Raw genomic sequence first — 16,742 nt, 5'->3', positions numbered from 1 at the left:
TTAGAGGGATCAAGCGGTTAGGGCAGAGTTTAGGCGTCGCCTCTAGAGTTTGAGTGGCGAAGCGCTGATTGCGTAACTTTCGACGGGCTCCGAGACATTGTGCAAGGACACCGGACCCAGAGGAATGCAATCGTCGCATTGATCCGCGAGGTCTTGGGACACAACGATTCGGTGGCCAACCGTTTTGCCGTAATCCCCAAGGCGAGCTGCAACATTTGCCGGCTGCCCAATGACCGTGAAATCAAGGCGTTCCTGAGAGCCCACGTTCCCGTATGTTACGCTGCCATGGCTGACGCCGATGGACACATCGCAATGGTGCTCGCCTTCCTCGGCGCGGGCCTCAAGTTTGGCGATGATGGATTTGCAGGCGGCAATGGCGTTCAAACTGCCTTCTATGCCGCTGTCGTTGTCAGGGAAAACCGCGAGCACAGCGTCGCCGATGAACTTCAGCACTTCGCCGCCATTTTCGTGCACCACACCAGAAACAGTTTCAAAAAAGCTGTTGAGCAAGTCGATATAGACGGTTCGCCCCAACTCTTCCTCAAGTCGGGTAGAGCCGCGCAAGTCGCAGAACATGATCGCAGCGTCGATCTCATCGCCATCGCCCCGCCGGATTTCGCCGCCAAGAACCCGCGCCCCAGATCTGCGTCCGACATAGGTTTCCAGAAGGGATTGCGCATTTTCCTTTTGCGTGAAAACTTCGAAAAACCGGCTGATCACGGTTGAAACCTCAAAAATTAGCCCAAGGTTCGCCGTTGTGAACCCATTGGGATGGTCGCTGGTGATCGTCAGCACATTGACCTGACCGTTGGAAAAGAAAAGAGGCATGGCAACGTAATCGGTTGCGCCTTCATTCTTGAGATCTTTCATTACCGGAAAGTGCATGTCCTCGTCGTCGACATCCAATTTCTGGCGGACGCCACCAAGGCCTTTTGATACATGGCTCAAAGGCGAGTTAACAAAGCTCGGGTGATCATAAAGCTCATAGGAGGGTGCGAAGGTAGCGATCTCTTCCTCTCCGCGTTTCCAGATATAGTTTTTGCCCGCGATCATCGGATGCAGAGACCAGATCATGGCAGACATGCGGGAGACGGCTATGCCGCTCTGGACCATCTTTTTGCCGAGCGCGCGCATGAAATCCTCAGGTGTGGTTTCAAATGCCGCTCCGCGCATCAACCAGTCGACCAAAGGGCCGCTGATATTGCCATCTGTACCTGGGTCAAGTGTCACGTCGCCGAGATCAACTTCCGAATAGGACGACGCCAAAAATGCAATATGCCCGCCTATTTCCCGACTTTCTGGCAGCGCGTCATCATAGGACCAAATTGCATTGGGAATGGTCTCGCCGTCCAGCAACAGATCGCGGTATCGCGCGGTGCCTTTAAACGGGCAAAACGTCTTGAGGTCGGTCTGGGCGGAAACCGGAACAAGGATATCGTCAAGTGGTAGGTAAATTTGAGGCTGAAGACGGGTTTCATACATCACTTTGGCACGAGTGCTGTCAGCAAGGACCTTACCGTCCCGCAAAATACGGACACGGCCGTCAATGGACTCGATATCGATGCCATAGCCGGACGCAGCGTTGAAACGGGACCCTTCCATTGGGCGATCCTCCCTCTCCTGTTGGTTCACAATGTGAGGCCTGAGAGGTGAAAATCCAACCCCGCACGGGTGTCAGATAAATGGAACGCGGTGGCCCGAAGGTGGATCACAGCACGCGGATCACGTCCTTGTCGATCGCAAGCATGTAGCCTTTGCGCGCAATATTCTTGACCAAAAGTTCACTGACCATTTGATTGCCAAGACTGTCGCGCAGACGTTTGATGCGCGTGGCACCTGCCGCTTCGTCACAGTCCGTTGCCGGCTTGCCGGAAATTATAGCCTCAATTTCGATGCCGGAAATAACGTCGTCATCAAGGCGCGCCTCGGCCAGAACCGAAAGCGTTTCCATCGCCGCCTCAGTCAACGTGAAACCCATGTTGTTGAGGTAAACCGTTTTTTCATCGCGGCTCACAATCAGAGAATTCACCTGAATGCCTGAGCGTTCAATCTGGGCCATACGCCGGTTCATCGTTACCAGAGCCACAAGAAACACCAATGCCGCGATCATCATTGCGGTGGCGAACACCAGCAAGACGAGGATCACCATGCGATAGCTGGCCAAGGTGTCAGCAAAAGCAGTTCCGGACTGTGCCAGGATTTCCAGCAGTTTGATTTCTGCCTGTCCTGTCAGCATGTCGTTTTCGAAAAACAACTGTTCAACGCGTGCGTTGAAGGCGTTCGCGTCCGGCAACGTGGCAATCAGGACGATGCCAGCGATCAGAAGAATGACAACAATGGCACTGATGCCAATGCCAACCAGTCTGCCGCCGTTGCGACGCACATCAGTAGCGGAGGTAGAATTGGCCTGCACTGGCTTCCTTTCCCGAGAGTTGGGTTTCGTCAAAGACCGAAAGCACGTTTAGCAGCTTCCAGCCATCCTTGGCGATACGGGCGGAGATTTCTGTACGCGCTGAGTCCATGCTGCACCCGTTATCCAAAGCCACGACCCCGTAGTGCAGACGCAATGGGTTGTCTTTTTTTGCTTTGTAGTCGGCATAACACTCCGCCGCGGCAACAGGTGATGCCAGCGCGAGTGTGACCGCAATGGCGACCAAGCGCAGGGGGTATGAATATTGTTTGAACATGAGGCGAGAGTGCTCTGAAACGGTGTGATATTCAATAACCAGTGCCAAAATTGGAGCGGCTATAGGATATCAAGCGACTGATATTGAGTGATTTTTTGTTTTTTAGGGACTGTGAACTCATCACCGACGCACTTCGCGTCACCAATCGAGCACAAACCTGACAGGAAGGACACACCATGACCTCCAAACACTTTATCGCAACCGTTCTTGGGCTTGCCATGACCGTAACGGGAATCTCGGCGCTGCCGGCAAAAGCCCTCAGTGACGATGACCTCGCCAAGATCCTTTTTGGCGCCACAGCTTTGGTCATTATCGGCAGCGCCGTGAGCAACGACAATGACGACAAGCCCGTTCCGGTTGCGCGCCCCCGTGACCCACGCCCGCGTGATGTGCGTCCAGATCGCCCGGTTTCTTGGACCTATCTGCCGCCACGGTGCTCGCGAAACTTTATCATGCGCAACGGGCGCATTGTTCAGGCCTACGGGTCAGGGTGTTTGTCGCAGTCCAGAATTCGCGCGCACCGCCTGCCGCAACAGTGCCACTTTAGAGGGGTCAACCAACACGGCCGCACGGTGACGGGATACAAAACCCAATGCCTGCGCAAGCGTGGCTACGATGTGACATGGCGCTAAACCATCAGGCAGAGCCGGCGTAGATCGGCAGGGAAAGCCGGAGTGCTGACGGTGGGGCTCCGGCTTTTTGTATTGCGCACCGGCCTGTGTCGTGTTTGGAAATTGACATGAACAGTCCTGATTTTTCTCTTGAAGCCCTAGCTCTGGCAGGGGGTGCATCGCGCGTTGCCGGAGTGGATGAAGTAGGCCGCGGGCCTCTGGCTGGCCCTGTCACAGCCGCGGCCGTCATCCTTGATCCTGCGCGAATTCCCGCTGGTTTGAATGACTCCAAAAAGCTCAGCGCGAAACGGCGCATTGCTTTGGCCGCGGAAATTCGAACCGTGGCACAAGTTTCCGTGGCCCATGCCAGCGTGGAGGAGATTGATGAGCACAATATCTTGCGGGCGAGTCACATCGCGATGGAGCGTGCCGTTGCGGCTCTTGTTCCCGCGCCGGATTACCTTTTGATCGACGGGAACTTGATCCCGCGCGGCTTGACGCTGACGTCAGAGGCAGTGGTCAAAGGGGATGGACGTTCTGTGTCTATTGCGGCCGCATCCATCGTGGCAAAAATCGAACGCGATGCGATCATGATGGATTTGGCGCAACAGTTCCCCGGCTATGGGTGGGAAACGAATGCCGGATATCCGTCAAAAAGCCACAAAGAAGCGCTGCAAAATCTTGGTGTTACCCCACATCATAGACGGTCCTTCAAGCCCGTACACAATATCTTGTATCAAGAGTAAAATGTAAGTTGTTGTTTCAAAAAAGAATTTGACGCCGAATCAGCTTTGACTCATCCTAGAGGCAATCAACGAGCGCGAAAAAACTGCGCCGTGTATGAGGCAGAAAATGAAAACAACAACCAAAGCGAAGAGCGCGCCCGCGCTCCCGATCAATAGTATTTTGTCTGGCGACTGCATCGAGGTGATGAACGGTCTGCCCGAGAATTCCATCGACCTGATCTTTGCGGATCCGCCCTATAACTTGCAGTTGAAGGGTGATTTGCACCGTCCGGACAATTCCAAGGTGGACGCGGTCGACGATGACTGGGACCAGTTTTCCAGCTTTGCGGCTTATGACAAGTTTACCCGCGCATGGCTCAAGGCCGCACGTCGTATCCTGAAACCGAACGGCGCGATCTGGGTGATCGGCAGTTATCACAATGTCTTCCGCATGGGTGCGGAATTGCAGAACCAAGGCTTCTGGATTCTGAACGACGTGGTGTGGCGCAAGTCCAATCCGATGCCGAATTTCCGTGGAAAGCGGTTCACCAATGCCCATGAAACAATGATCTGGGCGTCCAAATCCGAAGGCGCGAAATACACCTTCAACTATGAAGCTCTAAAGGCGCTGAACGAAGGCGTGCAGATGCGATCCGATTGGGTCCTGCCGATCTGCACAGGGCACGAACGTCTGAAAGACGAAAACGGTGACAAAGCCCATCCGACGCAAAAGCCGGAAAGCCTGTTGCACCGCGTTCTGGTCGGATCGACCAATCCGGGTGACGTAATTCTCGATCCTTTCTTTGGCACCGGCACCACGGGTGCGGTAGCCAAGATGCTGGGTCGTGAATTCATCGGTATTGAACGCGAAGAGGCCTACCGCAAGGTGGCCGAGAAGCGCATCAAATCTGTGCGCAAATTTGACCGCGAAGCATTGCAGGTCACAGCGTCGAAACGCGCTGAGCCGCGGGTGCCGTTTGGCCAATTGGTCGAACGTGGAATGCTGCGTCCAGGGGAAGAACTCTACTCTCTTAACGGCCGTCACAAGGCGAAGGTCCGTGCTGATGGCACGCTGATCGGGGACGACATAAAAGGGTCGATCCACCAAGTCGGCGCGCATCTTGAAGGTGCGCCAAGCTGCAATGGCTGGACCTACTGGTCGTTCAAAAAGGACGGCAAGAAGGTACCGATTGACCTGCTGCGTCAGCAGATCCGGTCAGAGATGGCCGCGCGTCCAAACTAATCACTCAAGTGATACCGCCAGCGCGATCCGACCTTAGGAAGGATTGGCGCTATGACTTGCCCCGCCGTAAATCGGCGGGGTTTTTTGGTGTCTGGGGGGTGTGTTAGGAGAGAGTTGCACCTATCTGGAGCGAGGAGCAGGGAGGAGCCGACAAATGGCCCGAGAGACCGCGGACAACATTTCCGAAAATGAAGCAGTTGTGCTTGACCGTTTTGAGACCGAGGGGTTTCGCGACGACAGCTATACCGAGGCCGCTCTGGAACTCCATAAACGCCAGGGCCTAGAGATGGCGGTTCAAGCCCGTTGGATCGCGATGTCGGTGATCGGGGTTCTGTTGTTGTTTGTCGCCCCGTGGCCGGAGGTGCTGTACTATGAATTCATCCTGCTGCTTCTGTGCATCAACGGTTGGTGGATCCGAAAGGTCGGCCGCGTAGGAAAATCCCGCACAGAGCTGGTTTTGATTTTTGTCGACCTGCTTTTGATGGTGGTCGGGATGATCGGTCCAAATCCGATTGGATTGGATGACTGGCCTCAAGCGATGCAGTATCGGTTTGGCAATTTCAATTATCTGTTCCTGATCCTAGCGGTGGGCACTCTCGCGTATTCGTGGCGGACGGTCATCGCAATCGGAACATGGACGTCCTTGATGTGGGCCGTTGCTTTGGGTCTGTCGATCTGGCTTTCCGATCCGGTGCCTGGCATGACGAATGCGGTGATGGAATCCTTGCCCGGGTGGCCTGATCTCGCCAGTCTAATTGAACCGAACGCGTTCAACGTCAGGCTGCGGATACAGGAAATCGTAGTTTTTCTGCTGGTGTCGATCACGTTGGGACTTTCGGTGCGCCGCTTCAATCGATTGCTGCGTTCAAACGCCGCGTTGGAGCGCGAGCGGACCAATCTGTCGCGCTATTTCTCGCCCAATGTCGTGGAAGAACTCAGTCAGAACGATGAACCACTCAAACAGATCCGCAGTCACAATATTGCAGTGCTCTTTGTGGACATTGTGGGTTTTACAGAGTTTGCGGCAGAGCGCACTCCGGAAGAGGTGATCGCCACCTTGCGTGACTTTCACGGGCTTATGGAAACGGCGGTCTTCGCGCACAACGGAACGCTGGACAAATATCTTGGCGATGGTTTGATGGCGACTTTCGGCACGCCCAGCCCCTCCGAACACGACGCGCAGAACGCCCTGCGCTGTGTGCGGCAAATGATGGCGGACGTGGATGAATGGAACAACGCCAGAATTGCAAGCGGTCAGCAACCATTGCGCGTTGGGTTCGGTGCCCACTATGGCCCTGCCGTTCTTGCCGATATCGGCGCAAACCGGCTGGAGTTTGCGGTGGTGGGCAACACGGTCAACGTGGCCTCAAGACTGGAAAGTATGACCCGTGGCCTGAACGCGCGACTGGTCATCAGCGACGGCATGAGAACTGAGGTAATCCGCGAAGGTGGGGACGCTTGCCTAGACGGATTGCAGAAGTTCACTGATCAGGATGTCCGAGGCGTAGCAGAAAAATTGACCGTCTGGGCATTTGATCGTCCGGACAGCCATTTTTCCTAACGTGGCATAGGGTTTTTTGCCTTGTTGTATGCGTGCCAGTTGGTGATTTCGGGATAATACATCCCGCGCCATTTGCGAACGCGCGGGTTCATCACCTTTTTCCATAACGGCGGGATCATCGCCGCAATTGTCATCACGGGATAGCCATAGGGCAACTGGGGTGCCTCGGCATCGGTGTAGTTTTGCAAAAGTGGGAACCGGCGGTCTGGCTTGTAGTGATGGTCCGAGTGGCGTTGCAGGTTGATCAGCAGCCAGTTGGAAGCCTTGTGTGCAGCATTCCAGCTGTGGTGCGGTTTGACGTGTTCATATTTGCCGTCGCCCAAGTGTTTACGGGTGAGGCCGTAGTGTTCGACATAGTTCACCAGTTCCAGTTGCCAAATGGCGATGTAGGCCTGCCAGATGAACAAAAGAAGTCCGATCCACCCGCCAACAATCAGCGCCAGGAGCAACATGGCGCCCTGTAGCGCCCAATAGCGGAAGAATGGGTTGGACAGATCCGTCCATGGCAAGTTCTTGCGTTCCAGCATGGCTTTTTCCGCGCGGAAGGCGCTTTTGAAACAGCCGATCAGGACGCGCGGGAAAAAGCGGTGGAAGCCTTCGTTGTACCGCGCAGTCACCGGATCGCGCGGGGTGCCGACGTAGCGATGATGCACCAGCAGATGTTCGGAACGGAAATGAGAATACAGCACCATCGCCAGAAGAATATCTGCCATCCAACGCTCTGTGTTGTTCTTTTGGTGCATCAGCTCGTGGGAATAATTGATCCCAATGGTGCCGGAGATCACGCCCATGCCGAAAAAAAGACCGATCGTTGCGGCAACTGACAGGTGATCGGTATGGGTGGCAAACCAGATCAGGCCAAAAAGTGTGAAGAATTGCGCAATCGGCCAAACTTTGGTGAGCATGCTGTAAAACTGCAGCTGCTCGTCAGAGGTTTCAGGATCAGCATTCTCGAGATTGAGGCCAAAGAGGCTGTCCAAACCGGCAAACAGATACCATGTGGTAAGCGGGACAAGAGCCACCCACCAACCACCCAGACCTGCAGTGATCCAGATTATCGGGATCAAAAGCATCGACAGCCAGAACGGCAAAGCGTTGGACAATTTTGCGACTTGCTCGGCAGGGATCATCGGCGACTCCATCGGGTTTGACCGGAGTATGCGTATAAGCTACGGGCGCTGCAACGGGTCTAGGAGGCGGTGGTAAGTGCAAATGCTTTTCGCATGGCCGTTGGCAGGTCGGTCGGCGAGAAGTCTTCAGCTTCGACAAAGAAGCCCGACTGCACATTGCGGTCCATCGGTACCAATGCGGTTTTCACCGTTAGACGCAGGTGGAAATGGGTGAAGGTATGACGCGCCTCGCCGTTTAGGGTTCTCCATTCCGCGCGGATAGGCGACTCGCTATCAGGGGCGGCGCCTTCTCGCCACTCAGACCCAGGCCAACCGAGCATGCCACCCAAAAGGCCAGAGTCAGGGCGCCGCTCCAGCAAATACGCGCCGTCAACGCGTTTGGCGATGTAGACGGTGCCGTATCGGGTCGGTTTGGGTTTTTTGGGAGTCTTTTTGGGCAGTTCTGCCGCAGTGCCTTTGTCTCGCGCCTTGCAAGGTGCGCGCCAGGGGCAGATGCCGCAGGCCGGATTGCGTGGTGAACAGAGTGTCGCGCCAAGGTCCATCACAGCCTGTGCATAGTCCCCCGGGCGTTGGGTCGGCGTCAGGGTCGTCGCCCTCTCGGTCAGTTCAGGTTTTGCAGCGGGAAGTGGTGTGTGCACATCAAACAGACGCGCCATGACCCGTTCAACATTGCCATCCACAACCGTGGAGGGTTGGTTAAATGCAATTGCTGACACTGCGCCTGCGGTGTAGGGGCCGATTCCAGGGAGGGCCAGCAGATCGTCATAGTTGGACGGGAATTGGCCTTCCAACTCATGCGCCACGACACGCGCGCACTTCAGCAGGTTCCGTGCGCGGGCATAGTATCCAAGCCCCGCCCATTCAGCCATCACATCTTCATCCGCAGCGTCGGCCAGATCGCGCACGGTGGGCCATCGGGTTGTGAACCGCAAATAGTAGTCTTTGACCGCTGCCACAGTGGTTTGTTGCAACATGATCTCAGAAAGCCAAACACGATAGGGGTCAGGCTGCACCCCTGCCTCGCGTTGTGCTGGTGCTATCCGCCAGGGCAAGACACGGGCATGACGGTCGTACCACTCCAGCAAATCGGCGCTGTCAGGCAAATCACGCAAGTTTTATCCCTCCAATTGAACGGTTTCGCTGGCACACGGGCGCGGTGCTACTAAGATAGCCACCGATCCAAGGATGCAAGGCCGACCATGCGACGCGCCACGACCAAAGGCTTTAAGCGCACTTCGACGTTGCTGCGGGACCGCATCCGCAGCGCGGGCGAAAGCCGTGGTTTTGCGGTGACTCGAGTGCTGACGCATTGGGCCGAGATTGTCGGGCAAGATATGGCGGGCATCTGTCGCCCCGTAGACGTGAAATACGGGCGGACAGGATTTGGAGCGACACTGACAGTTTTAACGACCGGCGCGCAGGCCCCTATGTTGGAAATGCAAAAAGAAAAACTGCGCAGCCGCGTGAATGCCGCCTATGGATACAATGCCATAACGCACCTGCGGATCACGCAGACCGCCGCGACCGGTTTTGCTGATGGGCAAGCACAGTTTTCTCACCGCAAGACACCTGCGGATGCGCCCAAAGACCCGAACGTGGTTCGGGAAGCCGCTGAGGTGGCCGCGCCGGTTGGTGACACAGAATTGCGGCACGCGCTTGCGCGTCTCGCCGAAAATGTTCTCGGAAAAAACAAACACTCGAAGAAAGGTTTCTAAATGAAACGACTCTTTCCCATTGTGGCAGTGGCCGCTCTTGCGATTGCCGGCGGCGCCTATTGGATGAACGCGCAACAAACCAGCCCTGTGGCTGGTGTGACCAACATTGAACCGGTGTCTTCCGATGGTGCGGATGTTGATACATCGGGTATCGTAGAAATGGTGATGGGGGCCGAAGATGCGCCTATCACGATTGTCGAATATGCCTCGTTCACGTGTCCTCACTGCGCAACCTTTCATAGTGAAGTTCTCAAGCCGCTGAAGGCAGACTATGTGGACACAGGAAAAGTGAAGTTTATATTCCGTGACGTGTATTTTGATCGCTTTGGCCTGTGGGCGAGCATGGTCGCTCGTTGTGGCGGCACCGAGAAATTCTTTGGTATCACCGACATTCTTATGGAAACCCAATCCGAGTGGAGCCGCGCGGGCGACCCGGTCGCCATCGCTGGCGCTCTGCGCAAGACCGGTCGTCTTGCAGGTCTGGACGATGAAACGCTGCAAGCCTGTCTGGAAGACGAAGACAAGGCCAAAGCTCTGGTGGGTTGGTTCCAGAAAAACGCCGCAGCCGACAACATCAGCTCCACTCCGTCGCTGATCATTGACGGCGAGATGCACTCCAACATGAGCTACAAAGACCTCAAGGCACTTCTTGACGGCAAGCTGGCAAATTGACCCTTTGCCCGAGCGGGTTACGCCTGCTCGGGCAATACGCGATCCAGCATCGCATCCACTTCCGACCAATCCTCAAGTTCCAATCTGACAGGCACGGTTAACACCTCGCGGCGCATATCCTGCGGCAAACGCACGGCGTCTTTCTCCGTGGTGACGAGCTGCGCGCCAAGACGTTGCGCATCCATCGACAATCGGGTCAGAAGTTGCGGTGACAGGGGTTGGTGGTCATCCAGAGCTTCGGCATGCAGGATGGTTGCGCCTAGATCACGCAGGGTGGCAAAGAACTTTTCCGGATGACCAATGCCTGCAAAAGCCAGAAATGGAGTGCGCGTCCAGTCCATGCCCGTGGGCAGCGGTTTGAGTTCACCAGAGATCTGAGGCATCGAGATGCAGTCGCTCCAGGTTTTGGAGAATGCGTCTTGCGACTTTGTATTTCCAATAGACAGCAGGATATCTGCTCGCGCTAAACCGGGTTTCACCGGCTCTCGTAAGGGGCCGGCTGGAATACAGCGGCCATTTCCAAAGCCGCGCTGCGCATCAACCACAACGATTGAGGCGTCCTTGTGTACACTGGGGTTTTGAAACCCGTCGTCCAGCAGAATCACTTTGGCGCCGGCCTCGGCGGCCGCCTTGACGCCAGCGGCGCGGTCCTTGGCAACCCATGTCGGAGCAAACGCCGCGAGCAGGAGAGGTTCGTCTCCGGTTTGATCCGCTGTGTGGGTCCGTTCATGCACCTCGACCGGCCCCTCAAGGCTGCCGCCGTAGCCACGAGACACGACATGAGGCGACACGCCCCGCGCTTGCAGGTGTTGAACAAGAGCAATTGCAGTCGGGGTTTTCCCAGTTCCGCCTGCGTTCAGGTTGCCGATACAAATCACCGGCACGGGTGCGCGGTAGGCGTGTGCGTCGTTTGACAGGCGCCGTTTGGTGGCAAAAGCATAAAGCCCCCCCAGAGGGGCCAGTAGCGTCGATCGCCAACCCGGCGAGGTAGGAGGGTTGGTCCAGAAGAGGGGGGGCTTCATGTGGGAACGTCCTCTCCGTCCAGTAGGCGTTGTGCATGCGCGATAATAGCGTCCGTGACTTCCGCCGTCTCGGATATCACTTGCCACCCTGCGTGCGCCATAGACGCAAGCTGATCGGGGGCGGCAAGTTGTATGAGGGCGGTGGCCAAGCTGTCAGCGTCACGCACAATGCGGGCCGCGCCTGCGTTTGCAAGTCGGGTATAGCTGTCCAGATGGTTGCGAACGGAGGGTCCGTAAACCACGGCTGATCCGAGCGCGGCAGCTTCCAATGGGTCGCGCCCCCCATGACCGGGGACCAGAGAAGAGCCGATGAAACTGACCGGTGCGACGCGGTACCAAAGGCCCAATTCGGACGGCGTTTCAGTCAAAAGCACTTGTGTTTCGCGTTCCGGAAACTCGCCGTCCTCCCAAAAGGCGGCTCGCCAATCCTGTGCGGTGACTTGCGCATGAACCTTGTCCGCGTCGTCGTGGGTGTCGGGCACCACCACCAAAAGCAGTCGATGGGAGAGACGCAAAGCCGCACGATATGCTGACAAAATGGCAGGCATCTCATCAGATTGTACGTGCGACGCCAACCAGACCGGCCGTCCGGCAAGGGCCTGGCGCAATTCGTTCAAATCGGAATCCACACAGGCCAGTGCCGGAGCTTCTTCCGTGAGCAGACCGCCTTCGTGCACTTCGACATCGTCCGGCAGCATTGATCGGAAGCGGCTGGCAATAGCCGGCGTGTCGGCAAGGATGACGTTAAAATGGGCGAGGGTGGCTCGGATCGGCTCCGGCCCGACGCGCCAACGTTTGTTTTCCAAAGCGGGCGCATCAGGTTCCAACAACATACAGGGCATACGGTTGAAACTTGCAACGGTCAGGGCCGGGCGTAAAAGGCTCCCCAACCAAATCAGCAGATCAGGACGCCAATGATCCAGAAAAGCCTCTGCATCGGCGGGGTTTTCCGACGGGCAAGCCTGCCAGATGGCACCATCCGGCAAATCTTGCGTTGGAGGCTGGTCGCCGGATGTTGTGATCAGCACCTTTTGGGTGTCGTCGCGTAAATGCGATAGACGCAAGCCCAGTTGCGCGAGGCTGCGCGCCCGCGCGGGGTCTGAGCAATGAAGCCAGATCAACTCTCCGTTCGGGCGGGGGATGTCGAATGAAGCCGGCTTGCGCGGTTGGCGGCGGGCAAAGGCCAGATATGCTGCCAGTCCGAGCGAGCGCGGCATTCAGATCGCCTCAGCCTAGTTCTTCGGTCGAAGAAGCAGCGGCTTCCTCGTCACGCAAACGGTGCAAATGCGCAATGAAGTAACGCATGTGCGCGTTGTCCACCGTGCGCTGTGCTTCGGCTTTCCAAGCGTCATAAGCCGATTGATAGTCGGGGAAAATACCCACGATGTGGATATCGTCGACATCTTTGAAGGCTGTCTTGGTCGGGTCGATCAGTTCACCACCGAATACGAGGTGCAGGCGCTGTGCCATGTATGCTCTCCTTTGAGATGCTGTGTTGGGCGCAAACTAAAGGTGATGGCACAGGGCCTCAAGGGCAGACCTGTTTTTACACTTGCAGTGATGCAAAAATCAAAGGGGGCTTACTGGCGCAAGCGCATCACAAATCTGGCGTTGCAAGGGGGCGCCCCCTGCCACAACGCCATTCAGACGCGGATCTGCTTTGTTGAACACAAGGGGTTCGGACATGCGGTCAGAAACCACTGCGCCAGCTTCTCTCAGGATCAAATCACCGGCAGCGATGTCCCATTCCCATGTCGGACGCAAAGTCAGCATTGCGTCGAACCGGCCTTGCGCGACCAATGCGAGGCGATAAGCCAGCGAAGGGCGATAGCCGAGTTGAAACTCCGGTGCCTTGTCGCGCCACAGATCAGAGTGCATGACCGGACGGGCCGCGAGAACTTTGGCCTCGGTGAGCAACGGTTGGGCGCTGGCCTTGATCGGTGCGCCATTCAGAGTCGCGCCTTGTCCCTTGGCGGCGGCATAGAGCCGCTCCCGCTTAGGCAGAAACACCACCGCTGCCACCACCTCGCCTCGGTCAGCAATCGCGAGAGAATGTGCCCAGGTGTCTGACCCGTCGATAAAGCTTCGGGTGCCGTCGATGGGATCAATGATGAAGCTGCGCTCTGCCCCAAGGCGATCAGGGTTGTCTTGGCTTTCTTCGCTCAGCCAGCCGTAGTCGGGTCGTTCACCCAGAAGAGTAGCCTCTAGCATTTTGTTGACCGCCAGATCCGCCTCCGTCACGGGGCCAGCACCGTCGGGTTTGTCCCACGAAACCGCACTTGCTCCTGTGTAGCTGGTGGCGATGCGGCCAGCCTCATTGGCTGCGTCCAGCAGAAGTTGCAGATCACGATCCGGCAAGGGTGAGCCCTTCGACAAGCAATGATGGAACGGGGCGCGACAGATGCAAACGGGCGTCGTTAGCTGGTATCAGGCCGCGCATCATATCAAGCAGATTACCCGCAATGGTGCATTCATTGATCGCATGGGTGATTTCGCCATTTTCGATCCAGAACCCCGACGCGCCGCGAGAATAATCGCCGGTGTTTGGGTTGATCGTGGAGCCGATTAGCGAAGTAACAAGAAGGCCGGTTCCCATCTCTTTCAACAATTCGTCGCGAGACTTGTCGCCTTGTGTGAGTGCCACATTCCAGTTGGAAGGTGACGGCGGGCCGGAGACACCGCGGGCGGCATTGGCGGTGCTGGTGAGGCCCAGTTTGCGGGCATTGCCGAGATCGAGTGTCCAGCCAGTAAGAACGCCGTTGTCCACAATGGCGCGGCGTTTCGTTGGAAGACCTTCGGCGTCAAACAAGCGCGAGCCTGTGACTCGTGGGCGATGAGGATCTTCCACTAAGGAAAGCCCTTTGGGCAGGATCTGGTCGCCCAGTTTCTCCCGTAGCCAACCGGACCCGCGCGCAACCGTTGCGCCGTTGGCCGCCGCAAGAAGGTGGCCCAAAAGAGAACTTGAGATGCGCTCGTCAAAGAGGACCGGATATGCGCCAGTTTGTGGCTGGCGAGCATTCAGGCGCTCAACCGCCCGTTCGGCGGCAGAGCGGCCAATGTCGGCCGGATCGCGCATATCTGTTGCGAAGACGCGGCTGTCGCCGTCATAGTCTCGCTCCATGCTGTCGCCTTTGCCAGCGATCGCGGTGCAATAGGTGCCGCGGCTTGTGCGGCGATACCCGCCGGAAAATCCGTTAGAGGCGGCAATCCACACGTCGGTGGCAGAATAACCTGAGACGGCGGATTGCACTTGGCTGATACCCGCGACTTCTAGCGCCGCCGCCTCGGTTTGCAGGGCGTCCGTTTGGAGAGTGGAAGGATCAGGTTCAGAAGCGGTGTCCGCGAGCTCCAAATTGCGAGCATCCCGATCGCGGGCCAGTTGGTCTGATGTGGCAAGGCCCACATAGGGATCTTCGGGCGCCTCTTTGGCCATTGCCACAGCACGCTCGGCCATTTCCTGGATAGCGGCGGGGCGGGCATCGGAGATGGAAACATTCGCCTGCCGTTGTCCCACCAGTACACGCAGGCCAAGATCCAGCCCTTCAGAGCGCTCGGCCTGTTCGAGCTTTGCATCCCGTACTTCTATTGAAAGGGATGTGCCGGAAACCACGATCGCGTCACTGGCGTCGGCCCCGGCGGCGCGCGCCGCGTCAAGGAGATGCTGGGTCAGAGCTTCGGGGGAATGTGCCATGCTGTCCTCGTTCGGTGTTTCATTTGAGTTAGACCGCGCGGCGCATCCGTGCAAGCGGCAACAAAAAAGAGGCCGCGAAGGCGCGGCCTCTTGAGTGGTGTTTCGTTCGATTACTTAAGACGTTGACCATTCGCGAGTACGTGACCTTGGTCATTGACCTCGATACGTGATGTCAGCTGATCGTCGCCAACTGGAACCGTAAACATGCCCATCATCATGCGCGCGGGCATGGCCTGTTCTTCAGGCAGAAGGCCCATCTGGATCAACTTGTCCATCAGGCCATTGATGCCATTCAGTTTCACGTCGATTGCCCCTTCGGGGCGGGGGAAGCCGTCAAAGGAAGCCAAATCCGAGTTGTCGAACGTAAAGCTGCCAGTGCCAGAGATGTCCGCGCCGGCGGCCTTGAGCTCCAGAACGTCGAGAGACACGGCATTCACTTCACCGGGGGCTTCGTCCATGTCCTCATCCAACGTCACGAGATCTTGGAAAACGGTGGCTTTGCCCGACAGGCCAAGAACCAGAGTCGCGGCATCACGTGGCAGGACAGAATTGGCGTCAAACAAGTTCCAGATGAAGTCTGACAGGCCAATGTCAGTGAAATTCAGGCCGAGTTTGAAGTCTTGTTCCGCCTCAGACGCCTTGAGCGGAATAGCCATGTCGTATCCCAGCTCGCCAAACGTTACATCAATCGGGAGGGGCACATCAGGAGCCATCACCGACGCCGCGACCTCTGTGATCTTGCCGCCATAGGCAATCATCGCATCCGTGAAATCCAGATCGAGTCCACCTGCGCCGGTGGTCATGTTGATCTGGCCGGGACCTTCCTCATCCTCGAACGCTGCCGCGAGAGCCATGCTTTGCATTGTGACGGACCCCACAACTTTCATGCCCTCGACAAACATCGCGCTGGGGTCGCTGCTGGCGATTGCCCCTTTGGGCCATGCGCTGTCGCTGGACGCCTGAATGTCGGCAAAGGAAACCGACATGTCGATCAAGTCGCCGGATTCCGGATCATTGCCCTTCACCATAAGGGACATACTGTCGGCAGACATCTGTTGCATGCCGGAAATTGTGTCCCCCATAGCAAGCGTTTGGGTGCCGGACAGGCCGCCGATTGCGCCCGATGCGTCGATATCGGAGATGGTCTCTCCGTTGACAACGAGTGTGTCCAGCGACGCGGTGATGGAGGACGCGCCGTAAGTGTAGGTCATCTCATCTTTGGTGCCAGAGGCAACGGTGGACATGCCATCATGGGAAACCGTGACTTTCGCTTCGACATCCTCGCCGCCGTCACTGACCGAAAAATTGAGCGGCATGTTTTGGGGCACGGCGATGTTCACCGTGCCGTCACCGTTTTCCGTGAAAGTCAGTTCTTCCATCGAGACAGACACAGATGCTTCGTCCTCTGGAATGTCCATGCTCATAACTAGGTCTTTGATCACCAGAGCGCTGCCGGAAGCTTCCTCTGTGGCTGTCAGGGCGTAGCCGTACTCCTGCAACGCCGCGCGCCAGTTGTCCCAAACGTCCTGAGCCGAGACATCGGCGAAGGCCGGGCCGGACAAAAGAGCGAGGCTCGCTGTGGTTGCAAGCAATTTGCGAGAAAGCGGAAAAGACATTGTGGATGATCCTTGTAACAACACGTTGGCCATAGACTCCGTAGAACCGGTGGCGGCGTCAAGTCGAAA

General features: G+C 56.9%; 17 protein-coding genes. 6 read left to right on the top strand and 11 right to left on the bottom strand.

Annotated features, from left to right (window positions below; genetic code table 11):
* Positions 1-42 precede the first annotated feature (42 nt).
* The 3 genes from BM069_RS16620 to BM069_RS16610 all read right to left on the bottom strand — a co-directional run bounded on the left by BM069_RS16620 (position 43) and on the right by BM069_RS16610 (position 2,687).
* Positions 43-1,602, bottom strand: a complete 1,560-nt coding sequence (locus BM069_RS16620; RefSeq protein ID WP_093325362.1) for a DUF427 domain-containing protein — start codon at positions 1,600-1,602, stop codon at positions 43-45.
* Positions 1,603-1,708: 106 nt separating this feature from the next.
* Positions 1,709-2,383 carry a winged helix-turn-helix domain-containing protein gene (locus BM069_RS16615; protein WP_425288690.1) on the bottom strand — a complete coding sequence of 225 codons (675 nt, stop codon included), beginning with the start codon at positions 2,381-2,383 and terminating at the stop codon, positions 1,709-1,711.
* Position 2,384: 1 nt separating this feature from the next.
* Positions 2,385-2,687, bottom strand: a complete 303-nt coding sequence (locus BM069_RS16610; RefSeq protein WP_093325358.1) for a hypothetical protein — start codon at positions 2,685-2,687, stop codon at positions 2,385-2,387.
* A gap of 176 nt (positions 2,688-2,863) precedes the next feature.
* Between BM069_RS16610 and BM069_RS16605 the strand changes: the two genes are divergently transcribed.
* The 4 genes from BM069_RS16605 to BM069_RS16590 all read left to right on the top strand — a co-directional run bounded on the left by BM069_RS16605 (position 2,864) and on the right by BM069_RS16590 (position 6,827).
* Positions 2,864-3,319 (top strand): hypothetical protein, encoded by a 456-nt coding sequence (locus BM069_RS16605; protein ID WP_093325357.1) that lies wholly within the window; start codon positions 2,864-2,866, stop codon positions 3,317-3,319.
* A 107-nt stretch (positions 3,320-3,426) separates the two neighbouring features.
* Entirely contained in the window at positions 3,427-4,044 is a 618-nt protein-coding gene (locus BM069_RS16600; protein ID WP_093325355.1) for a ribonuclease HII, read from the top strand.
* Between the two features lie 106 nt (positions 4,045-4,150).
* Positions 4,151-5,266, top strand: coding sequence for a site-specific DNA-methyltransferase (locus BM069_RS16595; protein WP_093325354.1), 1,116 nt, complete (start codon positions 4,151-4,153; stop codon positions 5,264-5,266).
* Positions 5,267-5,420: 154 nt separating this feature from the next.
* Positions 5,421-6,827, top strand: a complete 1,407-nt coding sequence (locus tag BM069_RS16590) for an adenylate/guanylate cyclase domain-containing protein (RefSeq protein WP_093325352.1) — start codon at positions 5,421-5,423, stop codon at positions 6,825-6,827.
* Here the strand turns inward: BM069_RS16590 and BM069_RS16585 are convergent.
* Both BM069_RS16585 and mutY read right to left on the bottom strand, forming a co-directional pair.
* On the bottom strand, positions 6,824-7,957 hold the full coding sequence (locus BM069_RS16585; protein WP_093325433.1) for an alkane 1-monooxygenase: 1,134 nt from the start codon (positions 7,955-7,957) through the stop codon (positions 6,824-6,826). The genes BM069_RS16590 and BM069_RS16585 overlap by 4 nt on opposite strands.
* Positions 7,958-8,016: 59 nt before the next feature.
* Entirely contained in the window at positions 8,017-9,069 is a 1,053-nt protein-coding gene (mutY, locus tag BM069_RS16580; RefSeq protein WP_093325351.1) for an A/G-specific adenine glycosylase, read from the bottom strand.
* A gap of 87 nt (positions 9,070-9,156) precedes the next feature.
* Between mutY and BM069_RS16575 the strand changes: the two genes are divergently transcribed.
* Positions 9,157-9,672 (top strand): DUF721 domain-containing protein, encoded by a 516-nt coding sequence (locus BM069_RS16575; RefSeq protein WP_093325349.1) that lies wholly within the window; start codon positions 9,157-9,159, stop codon positions 9,670-9,672.
* Complete coding sequence (locus BM069_RS16570; RefSeq protein WP_093325348.1) at positions 9,673-10,344, top strand: DsbA family protein; 672 nt, start codon at positions 9,673-9,675, stop codon at positions 10,342-10,344.
* Positions 10,345-10,361: 17 nt separating this feature from the next.
* On the opposite strand, the gene lpxK is transcribed toward BM069_RS16570, so the two are convergent.
* From lpxK to BM069_RS16540, 6 genes are all read right to left on the bottom strand, one after another.
* Entirely contained in the window at positions 10,362-11,366 is a 1,005-nt protein-coding gene (gene lpxK / locus BM069_RS16565) for a tetraacyldisaccharide 4'-kinase (protein WP_093325346.1), read from the bottom strand.
* Entirely contained in the window at positions 11,363-12,583 is a 1,221-nt protein-coding gene (locus BM069_RS16560; RefSeq protein ID WP_093325344.1) for a 3-deoxy-D-manno-octulosonic acid transferase, read from the bottom strand. The genes lpxK and BM069_RS16560 overlap by 4 nt, the downstream gene beginning before the upstream one ends.
* Before the next feature lie 10 nt (positions 12,584-12,593).
* Positions 12,594-12,836 carry a DUF4170 domain-containing protein gene (locus BM069_RS16555; RefSeq protein ID WP_093325342.1) on the bottom strand — a complete coding sequence of 81 codons (243 nt, stop codon included), beginning with the start codon at positions 12,834-12,836 and terminating at the stop codon, positions 12,594-12,596.
* Between the two features lie 99 nt (positions 12,837-12,935).
* Complete coding sequence (locus BM069_RS16550) at positions 12,936-13,724, bottom strand: 3'(2'),5'-bisphosphate nucleotidase CysQ (RefSeq protein ID WP_093325341.1); 789 nt, start codon at positions 13,722-13,724, stop codon at positions 12,936-12,938.
* Positions 13,711-15,057, bottom strand: a complete 1,347-nt coding sequence (locus BM069_RS16545; RefSeq protein WP_093325339.1) for a TldD/PmbA family protein — start codon at positions 15,055-15,057, stop codon at positions 13,711-13,713. Before BM069_RS16545 ends, BM069_RS16550 begins: the two co-directional genes overlap by 14 nt.
* A 110-nt stretch (positions 15,058-15,167) precedes the next feature.
* Complete coding sequence (locus tag BM069_RS16540; protein ID WP_170846769.1) at positions 15,168-16,673, bottom strand: DUF2125 domain-containing protein; 1,506 nt, start codon at positions 16,671-16,673, stop codon at positions 15,168-15,170.
* Between the last annotated feature and the right edge of the window lie 69 nt (positions 16,674-16,742).

Origin of the sequence: Shimia haliotis (genome assembly GCF_900114415.1) — a bacterium.
Lineage (GTDB): Bacteria > Pseudomonadota > Alphaproteobacteria > Rhodobacterales > Rhodobacteraceae > Shimia > Shimia haliotis.
Note: the sequence above shows the minus strand (reverse complement) of the source record. Positions and strands in the feature narration are given on the sequence as shown.